24 protein-coding genes are annotated in these 23857 nt (G+C 64.4%); 14 read left to right on the top strand and 10 right to left on the bottom strand.

Annotated features, from left to right (window positions below; genetic code table 11):
• Nucleotide 1: 1 nt before the first annotated feature.
• Nucleotides 2-775 carry a 3-ketoacyl-ACP reductase gene (locus BMZ97_RS05575; RefSeq protein ID WP_092166289.1) on the bottom strand — a complete coding sequence of 258 codons (774 nt, stop codon included), beginning with the start codon at nucleotides 773-775 and terminating at the stop codon, nucleotides 2-4.
• Between the two features lie 251 nt (nucleotides 776-1026).
• Between BMZ97_RS05575 and BMZ97_RS05570 the strand changes: the two genes are divergently transcribed.
• The 11 genes from BMZ97_RS05570 to BMZ97_RS05520 all read left to right on the top strand — a co-directional run bounded on the left by BMZ97_RS05570 (nucleotide 1027) and on the right by BMZ97_RS05520 (nucleotide 11659).
• Complete coding sequence (locus BMZ97_RS05570) at nucleotides 1027-2649, top strand: acyl CoA:acetate/3-ketoacid CoA transferase (RefSeq protein WP_175525441.1); 1623 nt, start codon at nucleotides 1027-1029, stop codon at nucleotides 2647-2649.
• 10 nt (nucleotides 2650-2659) lie between these two features.
• On the top strand, nucleotides 2660-3445 hold the full coding sequence (locus tag BMZ97_RS05565) for an enoyl-CoA hydratase/isomerase family protein (protein ID WP_092166285.1): 786 nt from the start codon (nucleotides 2660-2662) through the stop codon (nucleotides 3443-3445).
• Nucleotides 3446-3745: 300 nt separating this feature from the next.
• Complete coding sequence (locus tag BMZ97_RS05560; protein WP_244546241.1) at nucleotides 3746-4606, top strand: sugar phosphate isomerase/epimerase family protein; 861 nt, start codon at nucleotides 3746-3748, stop codon at nucleotides 4604-4606.
• A gap of 173 nt (nucleotides 4607-4779) precedes the next feature.
• Nucleotides 4780-5139: a TfoX/Sxy family protein gene (locus tag BMZ97_RS05555; protein ID WP_092166281.1), complete on the top strand. Its 360-nt coding sequence runs from the start codon at nucleotides 4780-4782 to the stop codon at nucleotides 5137-5139.
• Nucleotides 5140-5329: 190 nt separating this feature from the next.
• The gene (locus BMZ97_RS05550) at nucleotides 5330-6544 is read left to right on the top strand and encodes an MFS transporter (RefSeq protein WP_092166279.1); all 1215 of its coding nucleotides are present in this window, start codon (nucleotides 5330-5332) and stop codon (nucleotides 6542-6544) included.
• 255 nt (nucleotides 6545-6799) lie between these two features.
• On the top strand, nucleotides 6800-7519 hold the full coding sequence (locus BMZ97_RS05545) for an amino acid ABC transporter permease (RefSeq protein ID WP_092166277.1): 720 nt from the start codon (nucleotides 6800-6802) through the stop codon (nucleotides 7517-7519).
• A complete protein-coding gene (locus BMZ97_RS05540; protein WP_092166275.1) occupies nucleotides 7516-8172 on the top strand; it encodes an amino acid ABC transporter permease in 657 nt (218 codons plus the stop codon). The genes BMZ97_RS05545 and BMZ97_RS05540 overlap by 4 nt, the downstream gene beginning before the upstream one ends.
• Nucleotides 8169-8897, top strand: coding sequence for an amino acid ABC transporter ATP-binding protein (locus tag BMZ97_RS05535; RefSeq protein ID WP_092166273.1), 729 nt, complete (start codon nucleotides 8169-8171; stop codon nucleotides 8895-8897). The genes BMZ97_RS05540 and BMZ97_RS05535 overlap by 4 nt, the downstream gene beginning before the upstream one ends.
• Nucleotides 8898-8907: 10 nt before the next feature.
• On the top strand, nucleotides 8908-9501 hold the full coding sequence (locus tag BMZ97_RS05530) for a helix-turn-helix domain-containing protein (RefSeq protein ID WP_092166271.1): 594 nt from the start codon (nucleotides 8908-8910) through the stop codon (nucleotides 9499-9501).
• Between the two features lie 142 nt (nucleotides 9502-9643).
• A complete protein-coding gene (locus BMZ97_RS05525; protein ID WP_092166269.1) occupies nucleotides 9644-10714 on the top strand; it encodes an NAD/NADP octopine/nopaline dehydrogenase family protein in 1071 nt (356 codons plus the stop codon).
• A 60-nt stretch (nucleotides 10715-10774) separates the two neighbouring features.
• Complete coding sequence (locus BMZ97_RS05520; RefSeq protein ID WP_092166267.1) at nucleotides 10775-11659, top strand: amino acid ABC transporter substrate-binding protein; 885 nt, start codon at nucleotides 10775-10777, stop codon at nucleotides 11657-11659.
• Nucleotides 11660-11952: 293 nt separating this feature from the next.
• Here BMZ97_RS05520 and BMZ97_RS05515 read toward each other — a convergent pair whose 3' ends face one another.
• From BMZ97_RS05515 to BMZ97_RS05495, 5 genes are all read right to left on the bottom strand, one after another.
• Complete coding sequence (locus BMZ97_RS05515; RefSeq protein WP_175525440.1) at nucleotides 11953-13188, bottom strand: MFS transporter; 1236 nt, start codon at nucleotides 13186-13188, stop codon at nucleotides 11953-11955.
• A gap of 134 nt (nucleotides 13189-13322) precedes the next feature.
• Nucleotides 13323-14324 carry an NADP-dependent oxidoreductase gene (locus BMZ97_RS05510; protein ID WP_092166263.1) on the bottom strand — a complete coding sequence of 334 codons (1002 nt, stop codon included), beginning with the start codon at nucleotides 14322-14324 and terminating at the stop codon, nucleotides 13323-13325.
• A gap of 62 nt (nucleotides 14325-14386) precedes the next feature.
• Nucleotides 14387-14839 carry a DUF2147 domain-containing protein gene (locus BMZ97_RS05505; RefSeq protein ID WP_092166261.1) on the bottom strand — a complete coding sequence of 151 codons (453 nt, stop codon included), beginning with the start codon at nucleotides 14837-14839 and terminating at the stop codon, nucleotides 14387-14389.
• 84 nt (nucleotides 14840-14923) lie between these two features.
• Nucleotides 14924-16018 carry an alkene reductase gene (locus BMZ97_RS05500; protein ID WP_092166259.1) on the bottom strand — a complete coding sequence of 365 codons (1095 nt, stop codon included), beginning with the start codon at nucleotides 16016-16018 and terminating at the stop codon, nucleotides 14924-14926.
• A gap of 61 nt (nucleotides 16019-16079) precedes the next feature.
• Nucleotides 16080-16868, bottom strand: coding sequence for an SDR family NAD(P)-dependent oxidoreductase (locus tag BMZ97_RS05495; RefSeq protein WP_092166250.1), 789 nt, complete (start codon nucleotides 16866-16868; stop codon nucleotides 16080-16082).
• A 110-nt stretch (nucleotides 16869-16978) separates the two neighbouring features.
• Between BMZ97_RS05495 and BMZ97_RS05490 the strand changes: the two genes are divergently transcribed.
• Nucleotides 16979-17548, top strand: a complete 570-nt coding sequence (locus BMZ97_RS05490) for a TetR/AcrR family transcriptional regulator (RefSeq protein ID WP_092166249.1) — start codon at nucleotides 16979-16981, stop codon at nucleotides 17546-17548.
• Nucleotides 17549-17701: 153 nt separating this feature from the next.
• Here the strand turns inward: BMZ97_RS05490 and BMZ97_RS05485 are convergent, their stop codons facing one another.
• On the bottom strand, nucleotides 17702-18280 hold the full coding sequence (locus tag BMZ97_RS05485) for a TetR/AcrR family transcriptional regulator (RefSeq protein ID WP_092166240.1): 579 nt from the start codon (nucleotides 18278-18280) through the stop codon (nucleotides 17702-17704).
• A gap of 108 nt (nucleotides 18281-18388) precedes the next feature.
• Here BMZ97_RS05485 and BMZ97_RS05480 point away from each other — a divergent pair, with 108 nt between their 5' ends.
• Nucleotides 18389-19204 carry an oxidoreductase gene (locus BMZ97_RS05480; RefSeq protein WP_092166239.1) on the top strand — a complete coding sequence of 272 codons (816 nt, stop codon included), beginning with the start codon at nucleotides 18389-18391 and terminating at the stop codon, nucleotides 19202-19204.
• Between the two features lie 167 nt (nucleotides 19205-19371).
• On the opposite strand, the gene BMZ97_RS05475 is transcribed toward BMZ97_RS05480, so the two are convergent.
• Genes BMZ97_RS05475 through BMZ97_RS05465 form a run of 3 tightly spaced genes read right to left on the bottom strand, consistent with a single transcriptional unit; the run spans nucleotide 19372 to nucleotide 22600 of the window.
• Nucleotides 19372-19989 (bottom strand): glutathione S-transferase family protein, encoded by a 618-nt coding sequence (locus BMZ97_RS05475; RefSeq protein WP_092166238.1) that lies wholly within the window; start codon nucleotides 19987-19989, stop codon nucleotides 19372-19374.
• A gap of 42 nt (nucleotides 19990-20031) precedes the next feature.
• Nucleotides 20032-21012 (bottom strand): Bug family tripartite tricarboxylate transporter substrate binding protein, encoded by a 981-nt coding sequence (locus BMZ97_RS05470; protein WP_092166237.1) that lies wholly within the window; start codon nucleotides 21010-21012, stop codon nucleotides 20032-20034.
• 37 nt (nucleotides 21013-21049) lie between these two features.
• A complete protein-coding gene (locus BMZ97_RS05465; RefSeq protein WP_092166236.1) occupies nucleotides 21050-22600 on the bottom strand; it encodes a UxaA family hydrolase in 1551 nt (516 codons plus the stop codon).
• 482 nt (nucleotides 22601-23082) lie between these two features.
• Between BMZ97_RS05465 and BMZ97_RS05460 the strand changes: the two genes are divergently transcribed.
• Nucleotides 23083-23793, top strand: coding sequence for a FadR/GntR family transcriptional regulator (locus BMZ97_RS05460; protein ID WP_175525439.1), 711 nt, complete (start codon nucleotides 23083-23085; stop codon nucleotides 23791-23793).
• Nucleotides 23794-23857: the final 64 nt, after the last annotated feature.

Here is a 23857-nt window from a genome sequence, read left to right as displayed (position 1 = left end):
GTCACAGCCTGCGAACCGCCAGGCCGCCATCGACCCGCACCACCTCGCCGGTCGAATAGGGCAGGGAGCCGGAGGCCAGCATCGCGGCCGCCTTGCCGATATCCTCGGGCTCGCCCCAGCGAGCGAGCGGGGTGAGGCCATCTGCGAAAAGAGCGTCATAACGCTCCTTCGCCACGGCAGTCATGTCGGTGCGGATGATTCCGGGGCGGATCTCGTAGGCATTGATGCCATCCCCGGCCAGGCGCGCCGCGAAGAGCTGCGACATCATCGCCAGCCCCGTCTTGGAAATGCAGTACTCGGCCCGGTCGGCCGAGGCGAACTCGACATTGATCGAGGAGATCGTGACGATGCTGCGGAAATGCTCGGACGGCGCCTGCACCATCTTCCGCGCCACTGCCTGCGTCAGGAAGAACGGGCCCCGCAGATTGACCTCCATCAGGCGGTCATAGCTCTCAGGCGTGACCTTCAGGATGTCATCGCGCCTGGCGACGGAGATGCCGGCATTGTTGACGAGGCAATGCAGGCCGCCGAAGGCGGCCCAGGCCTCATCGACCAGGGCTTGCTGGCTGGAGAGGTCGCTGATGTCGCCTGGCAGTGCCACGGCCTTGCCGCCGCGCGCCTCGATCGCGGCGATGGTGGCGGGCAGGTCATCGGATTCGGCCAAGTCGTTGGCGATGATGTTGAATCCGGCGTCTGACAGGGCGAGCGCGATGGCGCGGCCGATGCCGCGGCCGGCGCCCGTGACCAGGGCGTTTCCGAGCTGTCGTCGATCCATCCCAGCGTTTCCCGGCTTCAATTTTTCAGTTGCACGGCCTTGTTGAGGCCGGTAGTAAATCGATCTACTAGAACGATCAAGTCAGTTTTTAAGCTGCGCCCATGGGAGTGGAACGATGAGGCTCACGGTGAAGCGCCGCGCCTTCGATGATGGGGCGGCCTCGCACTGTCCTGGCTTCGCGTGCCGGTCGTCGCCTGCACGCAGCAGTCAAATGCGGCCATACCCGGCTCCGACCCGATGAGAATGCCATGATGAACAAGATCATTTCCGCAACTGAGGCGGCGCGATTCATTCCCGATGGAGCGGTTCTGGCGATCGGCTCATCGGCCGGTCTCAACTGCCCCGATCACATGCTGAAGGCGGTCGGCGAACGCTTTGCCAATGAAGGGCATCCGCGGAACCTGACGGTATTCTCGCCGATCGCGGCGGGCGACATGTATGGCGTCAAGGGGATCGACCATCTCGCGCGCAAGGGCCTGCTCGACACGATCCTCGCCGGCTCCTTTCCGAGCGGGCCATCCTCGCTGCCTTCGCCGGCGATCTGGGAGATGATCGAGCGCGACGAGGTTGCGGCCTATAATTTGCCGTCGGGCGTGATGTACGACATGGCCCGCGACGCGGCGGCCAAGCGCCCGGGCGTGCTGACCAAAGTCGGTCTCGACACCTTCGTCGATCCGCGCCTCAACGGTGGCAAGATGAACGCAGCCGCGGCGAAGCGCGGCGAGGTGGTGCAGGTCGTCGAGTTCGCCGGCGAAACCTGGCTGCATTTCCCCAATCATTTCCCGCAGGTCGCGATCATTCGCGGGACGACGGCCGATGAGCGCGGCAACATCTCGATGGAGCAGGAGGGAGCCGTGCTCGGCATGGTCGATCTCGCGCTCGCCGCCCGCAATTCGGGCGGGATCGTGATCTGCCAGGTGAAGCGAACGACGGCTGCAGGGACGATTCCCGCCCACAAGGTCCATATCCCGTCGACATTGGTCGATTACGTCGTCGTCGACCCCGACCAGGCCCAGGCGACGGAGATCCTCTACGATCCCGCGATCAGCGGCGAAGTCCGCCGCCCGATCAGCAGCTTCAAGCCTGAGCCCTTCAGCGTCGACAAGGTGATCGCGCGCCGCGCCGCGATGGAGCTGATGGATGATGGCGCGGTCAATCTCGGCTTCGGAATCTCGGCCCTGGTGCCGCAAATTCTCATCGAGGAGGGCCAGGCCGAGGCGGTGACCTGGGTGATCGAGCAGGGCGCTGTCGGCGGCATTCCCTTGACCGGCTTCGCCTTCGGCTGCGCCGCCAATGCGCAGGCGATCTTCCCGACGCCGCAGCAATTCACCTATTTTCAGGGCGGCGGCTTCGACTGCTCGCTGCTCTCCTTCCTCGAGGTAGACGCCTTCGGCAGCGTGAATGTGTCGCGATTGCCGTCACGGCCCTATCTCACCGCCGGTTGCGGCGGCTTCGTCGACATCACGACACGGGCGCGCAAGATCGTCTTCAGCGGCTATTTCACGGCGGGCGGCTTGCAGGTGGCGGCCGAGGATGGCGGCTTGCGCATCCGGCAGGACGGCAAGATTTCCAAATTCGTGCCTGAGGTCGGCCATGTCACCTTCAGCGGCCGCAACGCCGTCGAAAGGGGCCAGGACATCACCTATGTCACCGAGCGTTGCGTCCTCAAGCTGCGCCGCGAGGGCTTGACCGTGGTGGAGATCGCGCCGAGCGTCGATCTTGAACGCGACATCCTCGCCCGGGCGGGCACGCCGCTGCAGGTAGCGAGCGATCTCAAGCTGATGGAGGCGCGCTTGTTCCGGCCGGAGCCGATCGGCCTCAGCCTGGCCCGCAAACCCGCTCCGGTCATTCGGACTGGCCTGCAGGCAGCGTGAGGGGCGTACGATGACTGACAGTCTCCTGAAGAACGAGGTTTTCGAGGCGGTGCTGGCCGCGCCCGGCGTCGTCCTGATCCGCATCATCTCCAAGCCGCTCGGCGTGTTCACCATCGCGGCGCGGCGGGCGTTGACCGCCTTTCTGGAAAGCGTGCAGCGTAATCACGGCGCCCGCTGCGTCGTGCTGATCGGCAGCGGGCAGGCCTTCTCCGTCGGCTCCAATATCCGCGAATTCGAAGCCACGGCCGCCTGGATCGAAGAGGCGCGCCTGGTGGAGACGAAGCTCAACGAGACCATCGAGCGCTGTCCGGTGCCGGTGATCGCCGCCTGCAACGGGCATACGCTGGGCGGCGGCACGGTCCTGGCGCTGGCCTGCGATTTCCGCATTGCCGGTCGCAGCGCGAGCTTCGGCGTTCCCGAGGTCAAGCTCGGCGCGATGGCGACAGCGACGGGGACGCAGCGTCTGCCGATGCTGGTCGGGCGCGGCCAGGCGCTGCGCCTGATGCTGACGGGGCAGATGATCGGGGCGGAAGAGGCCTACCGGATCGGGCTGGTCGAGGAACTCGTTGAGGATGACGAGCTCGAAGCCCGGGCGCTCGCGGTCGCGGGGCTGATCGCGAGCCAATCGCCCAAAGCGGTCGCGGCTTCGCGACGCAGCGTCTCGGCCGGCCTGCGCAACGGATATCAGGCCGGGCTTCTGATGGAGGAGGAGATCACCGTGCCGCTCGGCCTCTCCGACGACGCCATTGAAGGCAAGGCCGCCTTCGTCGAGAAGCGGCCGCCGCGTTTCGTCTAGGGCTGAGAGCCTAGCGGGAAATGAACCTAGCGATTTCAAGGGCTCTGGTTTGATCACCTATGCGCCGTCATTCCGGACAAGCCGCGCAGCGGCGCAGATCCGGAATCCATCGGAGGGCTCCGGAACTCTACGATGGATGCCGGATCTCCGCTTCGCTGCGTCCGGAATGACGCTGCGGGTGAGGCGAGCAATCGGAGGTCCTTGATATCGCTCGATGCATTTCGGGTCGGCCTCCTGAGATGAGGGCTCAGGGAGGCAAGAAGCCTCTCAGTTGGCTCCTCCTTTTCCGATGAGGGCATGATGACGGATCGCCACGGCCTTGCGCCCTTGTCGCTCGATCGCTGCTCGATCAATACGGCCACGCTCGGGCATCGCCTGCCGATCGAGGAGGTCGTCGATCTCGTCGCGGGCTTCGGCTTCGGTGCGATCGCACCCTGGCGGTGCGATCTCGACGGGCGCAGCGTTGCCGCCGTCGCCAGGCGCATTCGCGAGGCTGGCCTCGCGCTCAGCGGCTATTGCCGCAGCACCTATTTTCCGGCCGCGACGCGGGCGCAGTTCAAGGCGAATGTCGCGGATAATCTGCGCGCGCTGAACGATGCTGCCGCGCTCGGAGCGCCCTGTTTCGTGCTTGTGGTCGGGAGCTTTCCGGCCGGCGAGCGAGATCTCGATGCGGCTCGCGTGCAGGTCGCGGAAGGGCTTGCGCTGCTCCTCGAACAGGCCCGCGCATGCGGCGTCTCCCTGGCGCTGGAGCCGCTGCATCCGATGTATGCCGGCGACCGCTCCTGCGTGACGAGCCTCGCGGAAGCGCTCGCCATCTGCGAAGCGCTCGACCCCGAGCGGCGCGGCGGCATCGGGATCGCCATCGACGTCTATCACGTCTGGTGGGATGCGCGGCTGGCTGAGGGAATCCGCAAGGCCGGGGAGGCGGGCCGGATCAGCGCCTTCCATCTCTGCGACTGGCTGGTGCCGACGCGCGATCTCCTGCTCGATCGCGGCATGATGGGCGACGGCGTGATCGATATTCCGAAGATTCGGGGGCTGGTGGAGCGGGCGGGATATCGCGGCCCTGTCGAGACCGAGATCTTTTCGCGGGACTGGTGGGGGCGGCCCGAGCGTGAGATCCTGGCCACTTGCGCGGAGCGCCTGACGCGCTGTTGCTGATACAAGCAGGCGGATTGGTCGTAATGTCGTCCTCTCGACCCGTCATTGCGAGCGAAGCGAAGCAATCCAGGAGCCGTCGCGCGAGCCCTCCTGGATTGCTTCGTCGCTTGCGCTCCTCGCAATGACGGAGCGCCTTGAATGGAAACCGCCGGGTCGAGAGTTGAGGACTGACGATGGTCGCCAGCCAAGGCTTTGCCGAATTCCTGCGAGAGCAGCTTGCGCCGCTCGGCCGTGTCACGCTGCGGCGCATGTTTGGCAAGACCGGTGTGTTCTGCGACCAGGTGATGTTCGCGGTGGTGGCGGAGGACAGGCTCTATTTCCGGGTCGACGATCACAACCGGGCGGGGTTCAAGGAAGCCGAAGCCTCTCCGCCGCTGAGCTATGAGAAGAAGGGGCAGGTCATCGACCTCTCCTTCTGGCGCGTGCCTGAGCGGCTGCTGGATGAGCCGGATGAGCTCCTCACCTGGGCGCGGTCGGCTCTGGCGGCGGCGCGCCGAATCGCAGTGAAGCGCATGTCGCCGCGCCGGGCGTGACCCTGGATCGACCGCCGTTAGGCATTCCACTCCCCCTGCGGGAGCCTCCCATGACCCGCTTGGCGCCGCGCGCTCCGCGCAGGTCGGTGTCGTGATTTTGCCGGCTTGTTTCATGTCGTGACATCCACCATGACGAACACGTCCGGGCCGTTGCGACAAAACGCCCCGGCAACGACATGAGAACACGGCGATGAACCTCAATAGTCCGGTCAGCGTCTCACAGCGCACCGCCATGCCCGTGCTGATCGCGCTCAGCACGACCCATCTGCTCAACGACATGATGCAGTCGCTGATCCCGGCGATCTACCCGATCATCAAGAGCGCTTATGCCCTGGATTTCGGGCAGATCGGGATGATCACCCTGACCTTCCAGATCGCGGCGTCGCTGCTGCAGCCGCTCGTCGGATCCTATACCGACAAGCACCCGATGCCCTATTCGATGGTCGTCGGCATGGGCTTCACGCTCGCTGGGCTGATCGGGCTTGCCTATGCCGGCAGCTATCCGCTGCTCTTGCTGGCGGCGGCCTGCGTCGGCATTGGCTCCTCGATCTTCCATCCCGAGGCGACGCGGATGGCGCGCAGCGCCTCCGGCGGGCAGCATGGGTTGGCGCAGGGCATCTTCCAGCTCGGCGGGCAGACGGGTGGCGCGCTCGGGCCGCTGCTGGCGGCGTTCGTGATCGTGCCGCGCGGCCAGACCAGCCTCGCCTGGTTCTCGGCCGCGGCGCTCCTCGCGATGATCCTGATGACCTGGACCGCCGGGCGCCATGCTCAACTGCGGAGCCAGCAGGCGGCCGCTCCGGTCGCGGTCAAGCTGGCCTCTGTGGCCGGGTCGCCGACCCGCCGCGTCGCGAGCGTCGTCCTGCCGATCGCGATCCTGGTCATCCTGCTGTTTTCCAAGAACGCCTATTCGCAGAGCTTCAGCTCTTTCTACACCTTCTATCTGATCGGGAAGTTCGGCGTTTCCGTGCAGACCTCCCAGGTGATGCTGTTCCTCTTCCTGGTGTCTTCGGCGGCCGGGGCGGTCGGCGGCGGCATCCTGGGCGACAAGATCGGCCGCAACAAGATCATCTGGTTCTCGATCCTGGGGGCGCTGCCCTTCACGCTGATGCTGCCTTTCGCCAACCTGTTCTGGACCGGCGCGCTGACGGTGGTAATCAACCTGATCATGTCGAGCGCTTTCGCGGCGATCCTGATCTACGCGATGGAGCTTCTGCCCGGCCGCGTCGGATTGATCGGTGGCCTGTTCTACGGGCTGTCCTTCGGCCTCGGCGGGGTCGCTGCCGCGATGCTGGGCGAACTTGCCGACTGGGTCGGCATCGAGACCGTCTACCGGATCTGTGCGTTCCTGCCGGCGATCGGCCTGCTGGCCTGGTTCCTGCCGAAGATGACGGAACAGCGGGCGTGATAAGCCCGCTGTTCCGTCAGGATTGGCGCTTGTCTGCGCGGCCGCAACGGCAGGTGCGACCGAAACAGCAAAGCCAGTTGACAAACAGTCCCCGTAATCGAACTATTCCACTATAGCGGAATTTGCGGGGGCCTAGATGGATATCCGAGACCGGCCCGGCTTTCATCTCAGAGTGAGGGCCGGATCAATGCGAAAAACCGGTACCCACTTTTTCGCATCCTGCACCAGGGCTCCGCGCCACGCCGTTGCGATGGCATGAACTACCGCTGGAACTGGTCCATCCTGCTGCAGGAGCCCTATACGGAGTGGCTCTGGAGCGGCTTGCAATGGACCGTTGCGATCAGCCTCGTCAGCTGGGCCGTTGCGCTCTCGGTCGGCCTCGGCGTCGGCGTGGTCCGCAGCCTGCCGAGCGGCATTCTTCGGGTGATCGCCGGCGTCTATATCGACGTTTTCCGCAACATCCCGCCGCTGGTCCAGCTCTTCCTGTGGTACTTCGTCCTGCCCGAGATCGTGCCGGAGACCATCGGCCTCTGGATCAAGCGGGATTTGCCCTATCCTGAATTCGTCACTGCAGTGGTCGCGATCGGGCTGTTTGCGGGCTCGCGTGTCGCCGAGCAGGTGCGTGCCGGCATCGAGGCCGTCGGCAATCATCTGATGCCGGCGGCGCTGGCGACGGGCTTGCGTCCGATGCAGGCGTTCCGGCTGGTCGTGGTGCCGCTGGGCCTACGCGCCATCGTCGGGCCGCTGACCTCGGAGTTCCTGGTCACGGTCAAGCTCTCGTCGCTGAGCCTGACGATCGGCGTGCTCGAACTGACGGCGCAGAGCCGCCATATCGAGAACTATACCTTCCAGGGCCTGGAGGCCTTCACCGTCGCCACTATCGGCTACCTCGTCATCGGGCTCTGCGTCACGGGCCTGATGCGCCTGATCGACGACAGGGTCGGCGGTGCAGCCCTGCGCAGGGCCGGCTCATGAGCGATTTCGACTGGGGCGTCATCGTCAGATCCTGGAGCTTCCTGGCCGAAGGCATGGCGCTCAGCGCCTTGCTGGTCGCGGTCGCGACCATCGGCGGATTGGTCATCGGCTTTGGCCTTGCCTTGATGCGATTGTCGTCGAACCGGCTGATCGCGTCGCCGGCCGCGGCTTACGTCACGGTGATGCGCTCGCTGCCGCTCGTCCTGGTGCTGTTCTGGTTCTATTTCCTGGTGCCGCTGGCGATCGGCCGGCCGATTGGCTCGCTCGCTTCGGCGCTGATCGCCTTCGTCATGTTCGAGGCGGCGTTCTACTGCGAGATTATTCGCGCCGGCATCAACAATGTCCGCCAGGGCCAGACCGAGGCCGGGCTGGCGACGGGCCTGCGGCGCTCGCAGGTGATGCGCCATATCGTCATGCCGCAGGCGCTGAAGGCGATGACGCCGCTGGTGCTGAACCAGATCATCATCGTCTTCCAGGACACCTCGCTCGTCTATGTCGTGGCGCTGCACGACTTCCTGACGACGGCGAGCATCGTGGCCGCACGCGATGGGCGGCCGACGGAAATGTATACGCTCGTCGCCGTGGTCTATCTGATCATCTGCCTGTCATCGACCAAGGCGCTGGAATTATACCGGAAAGGCCGCGCGGGATGATCGTTCTCGAGGACGTGCACAAATCCTATGGCAAGCTGAAAATCCTGCGCGGCTGCTCGGCTTCGGTGAAGCTCGGCGAGGTCGTGGTGGTCTGCGGCCCGTCGGGTTCAGGCAAGAGCACGCTGATCAAATGCGTCAACGGTCTCGTGCCGTTCGAGCAGGGCTCGATCACGGTCGATGGTGTCTCGGTCTCGGACAAGAAGACCGACCTGCCGATGCTGCGCGCGCGCATCGGCATGGTCTTCCAGAACTTCGAGCTCTACCCGCATATGACCGCGCTCGAGAATGTCAGCCTGGCGCAGATCCATGTGCTGAAGCGCTCGCGTGCCGAAGCCGATGCCCGCTCCGAGAAGCTCCTGGCCCGGGTCGGGCTCGGCGGCAAGCTGGCGAGCCGCCCGAGCCAGCTCTCGGGCGGCCAGCAGCAGCGCGTCTCGATCGCGCGCGCCCTGGCGATGGACCCCAAGGCGATGCTGTTCGACGAGCCGACCTCGGCGCTCGACCCTGAGATGATCAACGAGGTGCTGGAGGTGATGCAGGCGCTGGCGCTGGAAGGCATGACCATGATGGTGGTGACGCATGAAATGGGCTTCGCCCAGCGCGTCGCCGACCGCGTGCTGTTCATGGATGGCGGCGAGATCCTCGAGGATACGCCCAAGGCGCAGTTCTTCACCGACCCTGCGACGGAGCGCGCCAAGCAGTTCCTGACCAAGGTCCTGACCCACTAGAATCGATGTGATGACCGAGCTCAGCGCCCCGCAGATCGGCCCGATCATCCAGCGCCAGCGCAAGGCGCGCGGGCTGACGTTGCAGCAGCTTTCGGGCCTTTCGGGCGTGTCGAAGTCGATGCTGTCGCAGATCGAGCGCGGGCAGGCCAACCCGACCTTCGCCGTGCTGTGGGGCTTGACGCAGGGGCTGAAGATCGATTTCGCGGCGCTGCTGCAAGGCGGGCAGGCGGTGCCGAGCGATACGACGATCGAGATCGTCCCGTCCGAGCACACGCCGGAGATCCGCAGCAGCGACGGCTCCTGCCGGCTGCGCATCCTCAGCCCCCCGAGCCTGGCGGGTACGACCGAATGGTACGATGTCGAGATCGCCGGCGGCGGCAGGCTCGACAGTGCGCCACATGCGGCGGGCGCCTGCGAGCACTTCACGGCGCTGTCGGGACAGTTCCTGATCACGAGCGGCGCATCGACCTATCCGGTCAAGGCGGGTGAGACGGCGCGCTATCCCGTCGACGTTCCCCATTCCATCAGCAATGCCTCGCAGCGGCCGGCCCGCGGCTTGATGGTGCTGCTCTACGGCAAAGCCGGGCAGGGCAGGCCAGCTTGACTCATTTCCGCTATAACGGATCATCTCTGCTCGCGGAGATGCCCGCACCGGCCAAGGCATTCACCACCGCCAAGCTATTCACGGTCGCGCAGCTTCGTTGCGACCGTTCTTCCCCTCAGGATCGAGCAAAGGCATCTTTCCCATGCGCGTAAGCATTCTTGGCGCTGGCGGCGCGGCCTATGGCGCCGCCGCCCAGCTCTTCGTCGGCGGTCATGACCCGATGCTGTGGTCGCCGTCAGGCCAGAGCACCCGCGAACTGGCTGCGGGCGCTCCGCTGCGTGCGACGACCGCGATCGAGACAAGCTTTCAGCCCCGGATCGCATCCAGCGCCAAGGAGGCGGTGACCGAGTCCGACGTGGTGATGCTGGTGATGCCGGGCAATGCCCATAAAATGGCGCTGGAAGCCACGGCCGCGCATCTGCGCGAAGGGCAACCGGTCATCATCAGCTCGCACGCCTCTTTCGGCGCGCTCTATCTCTCGAAGCTGCTCGCCGCTCGCGGCGTGCGCGCGCCGATCATCGCCTGGGGCACGACGCTGACGACCGGCCGCAAGACCAGCCCAACCGAGGTCGGTGTCAACTCGCTGCGCTCCAAGATTGATATCGCAACCGTGCCGGAAGCGGGGCTCGATGAGGGCCATGCGCTCTGCACGGCCCTGTTCGGCGAGCGTTTCGTCAAGCGCGACGGGCTTTTGGCGATCGCGCTCAGCAACCTCAATCCACAGAACCATCTTGCGATCGCGCTGTTCAACCTGACGCGGATGGAGCGCGGCGAGCGCTGGGGCCAGGCCGAGAACGTCACCCCGGCTGTCGGCCGCGTGATGGAGGCGCTCGACGCCGAGCGGCTGGCGATCGCCGAAGCCTTCGGACTTTCGGTGCGAACGATCAAGGAGCACTATGCCTTCTCCTATCAATTGCCGCTCGCCAGCATCGCGGAGATGAACGCCAATCTTCATGGCCAGGGGCGCGGCGGCTTCGGCCCGACGACGCTGGAGAGCCGCTATGTGCTGGAGGACGCGCCCTTCGGCCTGTTGCCGACGGTTCTGCTCGGCCGGCTCGTAGGTCGTCCGGCGGTGCTGCACGAGGCTGGGTTGACCATGCTTTCGGGCGCCTATGGCCGTGATTTTGCTGATGACAACGACCTGCTGCCGTCTCTCGACTTCGCGCAGATGACGCGCGAGGAGCTGCAAGAACGGGCGCGCCTTGGATTTTGACGGCTCCCCGCCGGGGGGCGGGGCGACGAACTGAACGATCACGGCAAACGGGAGAAAACCATGCGCGAGAAAACCATGCGACTGAACCTTGTCACCATCACGGGCGCGCTTTTGGCGCTCGGCATGGCGGCCTCCGCCCAGGCGCAGGAGGTCGATGCGATCGTCAAGAAGCTGCGCGACACCAAGACGATCACCATGGGCATCCGCGAGACGCTCTACCCTTACGGCTATCTCGACAATGACAAGAAGCCGGCCGGCTACGCGGTCGAGTTCTGCCAGCGCATCATCGAGGAGATCAAGGCCGAGCTGAAGCTGCCGGAGATCCAGGTCAAATATGTGCCGGTCAACATCCAGAACCGTCAGGCGCTGGTCGCCAACGGCACGGTCGATCTCGAATGCGGCGGTACGGTCAACACCTTCGGCCGCAACAAGCAGGTCGATTTCTCCTCCGTCTCCTATGTCTCGACGAGCCAGCTTCTGGTTCTCAAGGCCTCGGGCATCACCAAATACGAGGATCTGAACGGCAAGATCGTGGCCGTCGCCACCGGCGGCAGCAGCGAACCTGACCTCAAGAAGCTCATCTCCGACAAGAAGCTCAATATCCGCATCCAGAACGTCGACGATCATGCGGCTGCGCTGATCTCGGTCGAGACCCGGCGCGCGGACGCCTATTTCAGCGACAACGGGGCGTTCTACAGCCTGATCAAGCAGTCGAAGAATCCCGATGCCTTGACCATCGTCGGCGAGGAATACGGCTATGCGCCGCAAGGCTTCATGGTGCCCAAGCTCAATCCGACGATCCTGTGGATCGTCAATCACGCCATGGCGAAGATGTTCAAATCTGGTGAGGCCGAGGCCCTGTTCGACAAATGGTTCGGGCCGTTCGGCGTCCATGTTGGGCCGAGGCTGCGGGCGGCCTGGGCGACGCAATCCTACGCTGAATGAGGATCACGGGCCGGTGGGAGAGGTAGCGTTCCTGCGTCTCTCCCGCCGGGCCTAGAGCATTTTCGAGCGAAGTGGGCACCGGTTCGCGTGAAGAAAATGCGATAAAACAAAAGGGCAGGGCATTTCCGCGATTCGGAGAAATGCGGAAATGCCCTGTTCAGTTCGTGCCGTATCCGGCTGCGAGCCGGGCCTCGATGATGTAGCGGCTGCCGACTGCCGCGATGCGCGAGCCCTTGTTCAGGCGCTCCAGCAAGGCCGCGACCGGGTTGTTCCAACGTTAATGCGAGACGCTGCTAGCGTTTGCCCAATTCGATGTCGGGCATGGTCGGCGGCGTGAGGCCGCGCTCGCTTTCGGGGATGACCGGCGAAGGGTTGCGCGAGATGCGCAGGGCGAGATAGGCGGCCGTCGCGATCGACAGCACGACGAGATAGGCCAGCAAACCCTGCGGGCCGAGAAGTTGCATGAACAGCGTCGCCGCGAGCGGCCCGATGGCCGAACCGACGCCCCAAAGAAAGAGCAGCCGGGCCGAAAGGCCGACGGCCTGCTCCTGCCCCAGGCGAAAATAGGCGTGCGCAACGGCGACCGTGTAGAGCGGGATGCCGCAGCCGCCGATCAGGGTGAACAGGCTGAACAGCCATATCCGGTCATGCGCCGTACCCAATTGCAGCAGCACCCCGAGCAGGGTCGCAGCCAATGCGACTGCGCTCGCGGCGGTCAGCATGATGACGCGGCTGGCAATGCGGTCCGCGAGCAGGCTCAGCGGCCATTGCAGCATGAGCGCGCCGATCTGGATCGCGGCGGTCAGCAGGATCGTCGCTCTCTGGTCGAGGCCGATCAGGATGCCGTAGGCAGGCGCGACATTGGTCAAAGGACCGCCGACCAAGCCGACATAAAGGCAGCCGATGACGGCGGCCGGCGCATGCCGCCACAAGGTCCGCAACCTGACCGAGACGACCTCGCTCGATTCAGGGCCGCGCGCCCGGGTGAGCGCCACGGGAATCAGCGCGAACGAGAACGCCATGCTGGCGTAGAGAAAGACGTCATGCGCCTGGATCGCGACATAGCCGACGCCGATCTGGGAGCCGATCAAAGCAAGGCGGTTGAGGATCTGGTAGATACCGAAGATGCGGCCGCGATTGCTGCCCTTGGCCTGGCCGCTGATCCAGCTCTCGATGCAGATGGCATGGCCGGCGGCCGACAGGCCCATGACGAGCCGCGCCACGCCCCACAAGGCCTCGGGAATCATTGGAAAGCTCAAGGTCGAGGCGGCCTGAAGCGCGGCGAAGACGGCAAAGCCGCGAATATGGCCAATGCGGCGCACCAGCGAGGGAATCGCGAAGCAGCCGACGAGAAAGCCGATCGAATAGGCCGAGCCGACCAGGCCGATCAGGAGCGGAGGCTGGCCCGCGACCGCCATCCGCAAAGGCACGACCGTGTTCACGATCGTGCCGGCAATCTGCAGGATCAGCGCTCCGGCAACGATCGCGCCAAGCGCGGCGACCGAACCGCTATGGGCCTTTTCTGTCACGGCTCCGGATATCCAGGACGCTTCCTCCAGGAACCATCTGCCCGGCTTCCCCCGGAAAAGCCAGACGAAATATCCTTAGCTCGCGAAAGCGCTCCTATTCCTGGCCCCGCGCCCCGTGCTTCCAGGCAAGGCAACTACCTCAGCTTGACGACGACCTTGCCCTTTGACCGTCCGGTTTCGATGTAGGCGAGGGCTTCATTGGTCGCTTCGAAGGGGAAGATCCGATCCACGACGGGACGAATGATCCCGGCTTCGATCAGCGCTGTGATCTGGCGCAACTGCTCGCCGTTCGCACGCATGAACAGGAAAGAATAGCTGACCCCCCGGCCTTTGGCCTTCCTGCGGATGCCGAAGCTCAGAAGACGCAAGAGCTGCTGCAGGAACCAGTTCAGTCCCTGTTCCCTGGCGAAAGCGGGATCCGGCGGGCCGGAGATCGAGATCAGCTTGCCGCCGGGCTTCAGCACCTTCAGGGATTTTTGAAGTGTGGCGCCGTCCAGGCTGTTCAACACCACGTCGTAGTCGGAGAGGACCTTCTCGAAGTCTTCGTTTTTGTAATCGATGACGACATCGGCGCCGAGGCTTCTGACCAGCTCGGCATTCGCCGTGCTCGTCGTTGTCGCAACCGTCGCGCCGAGATGCTTCGCCAGTTGGATGGCGAAGGTCCCCACGCCGCCTGAGCCCGCGTGTATGAGGACCTTCTGCCCTTTTCGCAGGCCGGCTCGTTCGACCAGCACCTGCCAGGCCGTCAGCCCCACCAGAGGGATGGAAGCCGCTTCCTCCATGGTGAGGTTCTCGGGCTTCAGCGCCAGGTCGGCTTCGTTTACGGCAATGAATTCCGCGAATGTTCCGACCCGGCCATCGCGCGGTCGAGCATAGACCTCGTCCCCCGGCTTGAAATGCCGGACCTTGGCCCCGATCCGAACGACGATTCCGGCCAGGTCGTGTCCCAGGACGAAGGGCGGGCGATAGGGCAGGATGAGCTTAAATTCGCCGTCGCGAACTTTCGAATCCAGAAGATTGAGCCCGGCCGCGTGGATCTCGACCAGGACATCGTCATCCCGCAACGCCGGTTCCGGCATCTCGCCAAGTCGTAGCGCGCTCTTCTTCTTGTATCGATCGACGATGAAGGCTCTCATGATATGTTTCTTTCTACGGGTTTTTCTCTGGATCGAGCAGTTTTCCCGTCGACCTCGGCTGCCTATTCCTGGCGCTGCCAAATCTGCGAACGACCGAGCAATGATACACCGATATAGCCGCGCACGTTTAGCGTCTTGCCGCCATCGGTCAGGTAGATCTTGCTGCTATAGGTCTTGCCATTATCCGGATCGAGGATTTGGCCGCCGGTAAATTCGGCGCCGTCCTTCTTCAGGCCGGATAGGATCACCAGGCCGATGACGGGCGCATTCTTCAACGCGCCCTCGCACTTCGTACAGGTTGGGCTTTCGTTCGGGGCGAGGAAGACTTTCTCGATCTTGCCTTGGAGTGCGCCATTCGCTTCCGTGATGCGGATCAGGGCCCTCGGCTTGCCGCTGGTGTCGTCGACGTTCTTCCACAAGCCGATAGGCGAGGTATTCTCCGCCCAAGCGGCAGAGGCCATGAGCGCAGCAGCCAGGGTGAACGTGAGAACGCCCGATTGTTTCAAAATGCGCATTCCGGCGGTCTCCAGGATTCTCTGCGTAGTCCGGCCAGGTAGCTTGCCGAGGTCGGGGGCACGCTCCAGCGCGCCCCCGATGGGTCAGGAGCGGCTTGCGGCCGCGATGGCGGGATAGTCGGTATAGCCCGCGGCGCCCCCGCCATAGATCGTGGCAGGATTGACCTGCGCCAGCGGCGCGCGGGTTTCCAGCCGCTCCACCAGGTCGGGATTGGCGATGAAGGGGCGGCCGAAGGCGAACAGGTCGGCCTTGTCCTCGGCTAGCCGCGATGTCGCGAGGTCGAGGTCATAGCCGTTATTGGCGATATAGGTGTTCTTGAAGCGCCGGCGGAGCGATCCGAAATCGAACGGCGCGACGTCGCGCGGCCCGCCCGTGGCACCCTCGACGACATGGATGTAGACGATGCCGAGGCTGTTCAGTTTGTCGACGATATAGTCGAACTGTGCCTGGGGGTCCGTAGTCGCGACGCCGTTGGCCGGTGAAACCGGCGAAATGCGGATACCGGTGCGCTCGGCGCCGATTTCCTCGACCACAGCGGTCGCAACTTCCAGCATCAGGCGGGCGCGGTTCTCGATCGATCCGCCATAAGCATCGGTGCGGACATTGGCGCTGTCCTTGGCAAACTGGTCGAGCAGATAGCCATTGGCGCCATGAATCTCGACGCCATCGAAGCCCGCCGCGATGGCGTTCGCGGCTGCCTGCCGGAAGTCGTTCACGATGCCCGGAAGCTCGTCGAGCTCAAGCGCGCGGGGTTCCGAAACGTCAAAGAAGCCATTGTTGACGAACGTCTTGGTTTTGGCCCGGATCGCAGACGGCGCAACCGGAGCCGCCCCGTTTGCCTGGAGATCGACATGCGAGACGCGGCCGACATGCCAGAGCTGCAGGAAAATCCGCCCGCCCTTGGTGTGCACGGCGGTGGTAACTTTGCGCCAGCCGTCGATCTGAGCCTGCGTGTAGATGCCGGGCGTGTCCTGGTAACCCTGCCCCTGCTGCGAAATCTGCGTGGCCTCGGAAATCAGCAGGCCGGCTGAAGCACGCTGGCCGTAATACTCGGCGGTGAGATCGCCTGGAACGAAGCCTGGGCCAGCGCGATTGCGCGTCAGGGGCGCCATCACGATACGATTGGAGAGGATCAGCGAGCCAAGAATATAGGGCTCAAACAGTGTTTTGATTGTCATGGGTCACCTGTGCTGGTCTCCGCCGCGGCGGAGTGGTTTGTCGCGATGGCGTGGGCGCTGCTCAAGCAGAGGTGCGGTACCGCTCCGCGGGCAATTCGTTCCGATAGTTCGGAAGCATGGCCTGGCGCGCGGCCTGAAACGCGTCCCACTGCCCGGCATCGGGAAGCGGCGGGATGGTCACCGCTTCGCGGCGGTCGAAGCCGACCAGCGCCGCATCGACGAGATCGCCCACCTCCATCACGTTGGAGAGCGCGTTGACGTCGGCGCCGACATGGTCCCAGATTTCCGTACGCGTCGTGGCGGGAAGCACGGCCTGGACGTAGACGCCCTTCGGCCCGAGCTCGAGGCTGAGCCCCTGCGACAGGAACAGCACGAAGGCTTTGGTCGCACCATAGACCGTCATGCCGAACTCCGGCGCCAGGCCGACCACGGAGCCGATGTTGACGATCGCTCCTTCGCCGGCCTTCGCAAGGCGCGGGGCGATGGCGCTGGCAAGCCGCAGAACTGCGGTCGTGTTGAGCGCAACCAGCCGCGCCACGTCATCTGTGCCCTGTTCGATGAAGCTTCCGCCGATGGCCGTCCCGGCATTGTTGACGAGAATCCCGATGCGGGCGTCGTCGCGCAGCCGCGTCTCTACCGTTGCAAGCTCGTCGGCCTTGGTAAGGTCGGCCTGGATGATGTCGATCGCCACGCCATTTTCCTGACGCAGACGGGCCGCCAGGGCCTCCATGCGAGCGATGTCACGGGCAACCAGCACAAGGTCGTGCCCGCGGCGCGCGAAGCGCTCGGCATAGGCGGCTCCGATGCCGGTGGAGGCGCCGGTGACGAGGACTGAGGGGATCGTGGTCATAGGATTGCTCTTTTCTCTTCGGGAACCTATATTCATGACAGTCATCATGATTGGCGTTAAATATGATGGCCATCATATAAATGTCAACGGAGCCGGCGGAGAATTTTGAAATGAAGGTCAGTCGAGAGCAGATGGCGGAGAACCGTCGCCGGATTTTGGAGGTTGCCAGCCGGCTGTTTCGCGACAAGGGGTTCGAGGCGGTCAGCGTGGCGGAGGTGATGAAGGCCGCCGGGCTCACCCATGGCGGCTTCTATGGCCATTTCAGTTCGAAGGACGATCTGATCGCGCAGACTCTTGTCCATGCTCTCGCCGTCGACGCGGGGGAAGGGGGCGATTTTCGCGCTTATGTGGATGCCTATCTCGCGCCCCGTCATCGCGACAATTGCGCGGGTGGTTGCCCGACGGCCGGCCTTGCCGCGGCCATCCGCCATCAGACCCCGGCGGCACGCTCGGCCATGACGGACGGCCTGCGATCGCAAATCGACCGTATCGGCATGGCGCTCCCGGAGTTGGATGCGGCCGACAGGCGCCGCGCGGCAATCGGAAGCTATGCGGCGATGGTGGGGGCAGTTATCCTCGCCCGGGCGATCGACGATCCCGCGCTTTCGGATGAGGTCCTGGAACAGACGCGTGAGTGGGTCAAAGCTGGGATCAACCCGCAGTCTGCCGGCGCCAGATAACCGAAGGCACACTTCGCAACCGGCGATCGATGAGAACCTGCAAATCGGCGGGAGCTATCGATCCCTACGCAGCTATCCAAGCGCCGAGCATTCAAGGGTTTACGGCTAATGACCCCACGCCGATGGCGTCGGGAGCCCGCAACGATCCACAAGTCACGCTGCCGTACCGAGCGCGGCAAGCGCGCGGGCGGCATTGGCACCCACGGTGAGGACGCGATCTGAGACTTCAGCATTGTCGACGGCGCGAGCCAGCTGCATCGTGCCGATCAGGGTCGTGAAAATGGCAATGGCACTGCCTTCCCGATCCGCAAGGTGCGGACTGAGCTGGGCGGCCAACTGCCGTGCCAGGGCCAGGAAGTGCCCCGTGTAAAGCTCGCGCGTGTCTGATGGTTCGCGACTCAGTTCGGGCAGCAGCGCGGCAGACGGGCACCCCAGTCCCGGATGGTCGCGGTGCTCGGGTGACAGATACGCCGTGATGACGGCTTCGACCCCACCGGCCGCCAAAGTATCCCTCAGCCATGACGATTGGGCTTCCATCACGGTCGCGACGCTTTCCTCGACCAGCGCCACCTTCGACTTGAAGTGCGGATAGAAAGCCCCGTTTGTCAGGCCAGCGCCGCTCATGATGCCCGCTAGTCCCGTGGCGGCAATGCCATCGGCGCGGAACCTCTGTGCCGCAATCTCCACGATCCGACGCTTGGAGCTGTCCTTTCGGCCTTTTTCATACCGCATGCTCGCTCCTCACAGCACCAGTCATTGCATTACGTTCGTAATTTATATAAGTGACCGTAATTCAATAGCAGGTCGCTGGTGGTAGCTCCAGCGCTTTCGGAGACGGCGATGAACTCGAATTCTCAAAAGACCGCTCTCGTAACGGGAGCCTCATCCGGTATCGGCCAAGCCAGCGCCGAAGCCTTGGCACGAGCCGGCTTCACGGTCTTCGGCACCAGCCGCAAGACCAGCGGTAAAGGCCCGGGCCTGGTCTCGATGCTGGCTTGTGACGTAACGGATGAAGCCTCTGTGGCTTCGCTGGTATCGACGGTGCTCTCAAACACCGGGCGTATCGACGTTCTCGTCAACAATGCCGGGCTGGGCCTATTTGGGGGTGCCGAAGAATCCTCGGTCGCTCAGGTTCAGAGCCTGTTCGATGTCAACCTGTTCGGTGTCATCCGGATGACCAACGCCGTGCTGCCTTCGATGCGGAGTCGCGGAGCAGGACGCATCATCAACATGAGTTCGGCGCTGGGATTCGTGCCGGCGCCGTACTCGGCGTATTACGCGGCAAGCAAGCACGCGCTCGAAGGCTATTCGGAGTCGCTCGACCACGAAATCCGCGCCTTCAATGTGCGCGTCTCGCTGATCGAGCCGGGGGCCGTCCAGGGCAGTTTCGATCAAAGCTCGCTGGAGCCTGATTCCACCATGAAGGCGTACGACGAGGGGCGCGCCTGGGTGCATGATTTCTACAAGAAATCCATGCTGACGGCTGATACTCCCGCGAAAGTGGCGCAGGCAGTGCTTCTGGCGGCCACGGCCACACACCAGCGGCAACGCTATCCCGTCGGCAAGGTCGCGCGGCAGATCAGCCTGCTGCGGCGGTTGATGCCTGCGCGAATGTTCGACAAGGCCTCGCGTCAGCAGTTCGGCCTGCCGGCCTGAGCGCAGTCGAGGCTATCACCGACCAATGCTGCCTTTGACCTGGAGTACGGAAGGCCCCAATCGGCTGCGTCGCTGGTTATGGATGCCAGCCTCGTGGCGGCAACAGCAAGGGCTGCCCGCGTCCGCAGGCTGCCAGCGTGCGCACAAGTGCTTCTGCGCTGTTCATCTCACGCTTCCAGCAACCGCATGCCGACCTGTACGCCGGGCCGCTGCGCGATGCGCTCGGCCCAGGCGCGCAGGTGGGGCAGATCGGCCAATCGCTCGATCAGCGCGCGGCGCAGCACGTAGTTGGGGTACAACATGATGTCGGCGAACGAGAAGTCGCCGGCAAGGAAATCGTGGCCCTGCAGCTGCTGGTTCACGTAGCCGAAATAGCGAATGAAGCGCTGCTCGAACAGGTCGACCGTGCTCTGCACCTTCTCGGGCGCGACCACCGCCACCTGCTGCAGACCGGCGCTGGCACCGCCGATGTCGGTGGCGGCCTGCATGCACCATTGCATCGCCGTGTAGTGGGTCGCCTCGTCCGTCGGAATGTGGCGGCCGGCCTTGTTGCAGGCGTACAGCACGATGGCGGCCGATTGTGCCAGCACCCGTGGCCCGCCCGGCGCGCCATGGTCGACGATGGTCGGGATCTGGCCGGCAGGGTTGATCGCCAGATACTCCGGCGTCTTGTGCGCCTTGCGGCTCAGGTCAACCGGGATCACCTGGTGCGCGATCCCGCACTCGGCCATCGCGAGCGTCGCGCGGAGACCGTTCGTGGTCCCCCATGCGTACACATCAATCATGCTTTCGCCAGTCCCTCTTTGTCCGTGCTTTGCCTGCGGCCATTACGGGAGCTTGATGCCCGCATCCTTGATCAGCTTTGCCCAAGCGACTGTCTGGTCCTCCAGCCAGGCCTTGTACTCGGCAGAGGTATAGGCCCGCGGCTCAACCCTGAGCTGTTGTGCACGAGCCGCCATCTCCTTGCCGCCCATGATCTGGTTCACCACGGCATTGACCTTGGCCACGATATCGTCCGGTGTCCCGGCGGGTGCAAACAGGCCCTGCGAGATGATCGACTCGAAGCCCGGCACGCCGGCCTCCGACATGGTCGGCACCTCCGGCGCGAACGGCGAGCGCTGGAGCGAGGCGATCGCCAGCGCCCTCACCGTGCCGCTCTTCAGATATTCGGAGACGCTGGGCAGGCCGCTGAACACCATATCGACCTGGCCGCTGATGGTGTCGACGATGGCCGGCCCGCTGCCCTTGTAGGGCACGTGGATAAGCTTGATCTTCGCGTCGGCCTGGAACTTCTCGGCCGTAAGATGGGGGCTGCTGCCGGGGCCGGCCGACGCGATGGTCAGCTTGCCGGGATCCTTGCGCGCAGCCTTGAGCACGTCGTCCAGCGAGTTGAGGCGTGAATTGGCCGGCACGATCAGCACGTTGGCAAAGCGCGCAATGTCCACCACCGGGGTCAGGTCCTTGGCCGCGTACGGCAAGCTGGGATAGAGCGACGGGCTCACGGTGTAGGCGGCAGAGTCGGACACTAGGAAGGTGCGTCCGTCCGGTGCCGATTTGGCCACATGGTCTGCGCCGATCACGCCGCCGGCGCCGGCGCGGTTCTCCACGATCACGGTCTGCTTGAGGGCCTCGGACAGGCCGGGTGCGATTACGCGCGCGAACAGGTCGGACCCGCCAGCGGGATTGAATGGCACGACCAGGCGAACGATCGATCGGTCGCTCTGCGCCGAGGCGGCGAAGGCGCTGACGAACAGCGCCATGGCAAAGCCCAATTTGGATGCGGTCTTGATCATGGCCGTCTTGATCATGGCCTTGCCTCCGTCGTGGGAATGGGTAGTCGGGCGGTCAGCCGGTAATGCCGATCTGCCAGGGCACGAACTCGTTGTCGCCCAGACCCAGGCTTTCGCTCTTGCTCTCCTCGCCGGAAGCGATCGCCAGAATCCGTTCGAAAATGCGTTGGCCCATGGCCTCCATGTCGGCCGTGCCGTCCAGGATCTCGCCGCAATTGATGTCCATGTCCTGGGACAGGCGCTCGTACATCGGCGAGTTGGTGGCCAGCTTGATCGACGGGGCCGGCTTGGCGCCGAACATCGAGCCGCGGCCGGTGGTGAAGCAGATCAGGTTGGCGCCGCCAGCGATCTGCCCGGTGGCGGAAACCGGATCGTAGCCCGGTGTGTCCATGAACACCAGGCCACTGGCCGTGACCGGCTCGGCGTATTTGTAGACCTCCATCAGCGGTCCGGTGCCGCCCTTCATGGCCGAGCCCAGCGACTTCTCGAAGATGTTGGCCAGGCCCCCATCCGAGTTGCCCGGAGCGACCTTGCCGTTGATCTGGACGTCGCGGCCCTCGGAGTAGCGCTTCCACCACCGCACGCGATCGACCAGCTTCTGCGCCACGTCCGGCGTGGCGGCCCGGCGCGTCAGCGTGTGCTCCACGCCGTATATCTCGGGCGTCTCCGACAGGATGGCGGTGCCGCCGTGGCGCGTCAGGATTTCCACCGCGCGGCCCAGCGCCGGGTTGGCGGTGATCGACGAGAAGGTGTCCGAGCCACCGCACTGCAGGCCCACCTTGAGGTGGCTGGCCGGCATGCGCTGGCGGGTGGCTCGGTTGCAGATCGGCAGCATCTGCCGCACGGCCTCGATTCCGGCGTCGATGGTCGCGCGCGTGCCGCCGACCTGCTGCATGGTCAGCACGCGCAGGCTCTCGCTCTCCTGCAGCCCCTGCGAGGCCAGCAGTTGCGTGGCCTGGTTGCGCTCGCAGCCTAGGCCCACCACCAGCGCTGCGCCGATGTTGGAGTGCGTGATGTAGCCGCCGATCGTGCGGCGCAGGAGTTCGATCGGCTCGCCGGTCTGCTCCATGCCGCAGCCGGTGCTGTGCACGAAGGCCACGACGCCATCCACGTTGGGATAGTCGGCCAGTCGCTCGGGCGTGAACCACTCCGCGATCTTGCGGATAACGGTGGCCGAGCAGTTCACGGTGGCGATCACCCCCACGTAATTGCGCGTGGCCGCGCGGCCGTTCTCGCGCACGAAGCCCATGAAGGTGGCGCGCTCGGATTCCGGCAACAGCGCAGATGGCTGGTAGGCCTCGCAGAACGCGTAGTCGCGGTCGAACTCGCGGTATTCGATGCGGTTGGAGCCGATCGGATCACCAGGCGCGATGTCGGTGAGGGCAAACCCGATAGTGGTGTCATACTTGAGGATGGGTTCGCCCTTAGCGATGGCTCGCGAGGCGATCTTGTCGCCGGCATGAACCGCTTGCAGTGAGACCAGGCCGCTGTCCGCGATCGGCACGCCGGGGGGAAGGTCGAGGCGAGCTATGACGAGGTTGTCCGCCGGGTGCATGCGGATCACGGGGTTGTTGATGACGATGGCCGCGGGGCTCTCTTGGCTCATGGTTTCTCCCGGTGCGTTCGGCGCCGCCGCATGACCCGGCATCGCTTCAGTCAAAGCCAATCGAGCCTACCGAGATATAAAGTTGTCAGTCAAGTTGTTAGGTTTCGCCCTTCTGGCACAGCGTGAGGGCGCCCAACGCGCAGCCACGCAAGGCCGGGCAGTCACGCACAAATCGAGCATTCTTGCAGCGGATCGGCCTGCATGAGCATCGGTTCGCCCATGCTGAGAGGCCTTGTCCGCCCGCTCTGCGCGTGGGCGGACAAGGCGGCCTGCGATCACCTTGCTCGCCGTGGGCAACGCAACAGCGAGAACCAACGTGCGCCCCTCTTCAATGGAGTGGCCGCGCGCGTTAACATGACAAGTTGTAATGCATGATATTAGGTTGACAACTTGGCCATAGGCATGTTTCCCGTCGAAGAATGGCTCGACGCTCCTCCTCTTCAGCACTGCGGGATCTACGCGATCTGCGCGGGGGTAACGCCTTGCTGGGAGCCAAAGCGGCGCGTGCTCCGCGCCTGGCCGAGCAGATCTACACGCAGATTTATAAGCTGATTACCGCGGGGCGATTCCCGGTGAACAGCAAGCTGCCCTCTGAGGCGGAGCTGTGCGAGGCCTTTGGCGTGTCGCGCCCGGTCGTGCGCGAAGCCGTGTCGCGACTGCACGCGGATGGCGTGGTCGAAACCCAGCGGGGTGCCGGCTCGTTCGTGCGGCTACGCCGCGATGCCGAGTTGTTCAAATTGGCGCCCATCGGCGGGCTGCCAGAACTGCTGCGCTGCATGGAGCTGCGCAGCGCCATCGAAGGCGACGCGGCCTACCTCGCGGCCAGCCGAAGGAGCGATGAAGACCTGGAGGAAATGCAGGCTGCGCTGGACGAACTGGCTCAAGCCATCGAGACGCGCCAGATCGGCCACGCGGCCGACCTGCGCTTCCACCAGGCCGTGGCTGTAGCTTGCCGCAACGAGTTGTTTGCCGGCAGCCTGCAGGCCCTGTCGATGCAAATCTTCGACTTCATGCGCGTGATGCGCAGCTTGGCTTTGAGCAGCACCCATGCACGGCTGCGCATGGTCCAGGATGAGCACGTGGAGATCTACCGCGCCATCCTGGAAGAAGACCCCGACCGCGCCAGGCAGGCAATGCGACAGCATATCGCCAATTCCAAGAATCGCACCTTGGCCGACACGGTGGCTACTTGAAATGAAGCCCCCAGTTTGGACGGCCTCACTGCATCTGACTGTCCCGTCCTATAATGGCGCCCGC

The sequence above is a fragment of the Allobosea sp. OK403 genome (assembly GCF_900113835.1).
GTDB lineage: Bacteria > Pseudomonadota > Alphaproteobacteria > Rhizobiales > Beijerinckiaceae > Allobosea.
The sequence above is the reverse complement of the archived record's forward strand: the minus strand, read 5'-3'. Positions and strand labels throughout refer to the sequence as shown.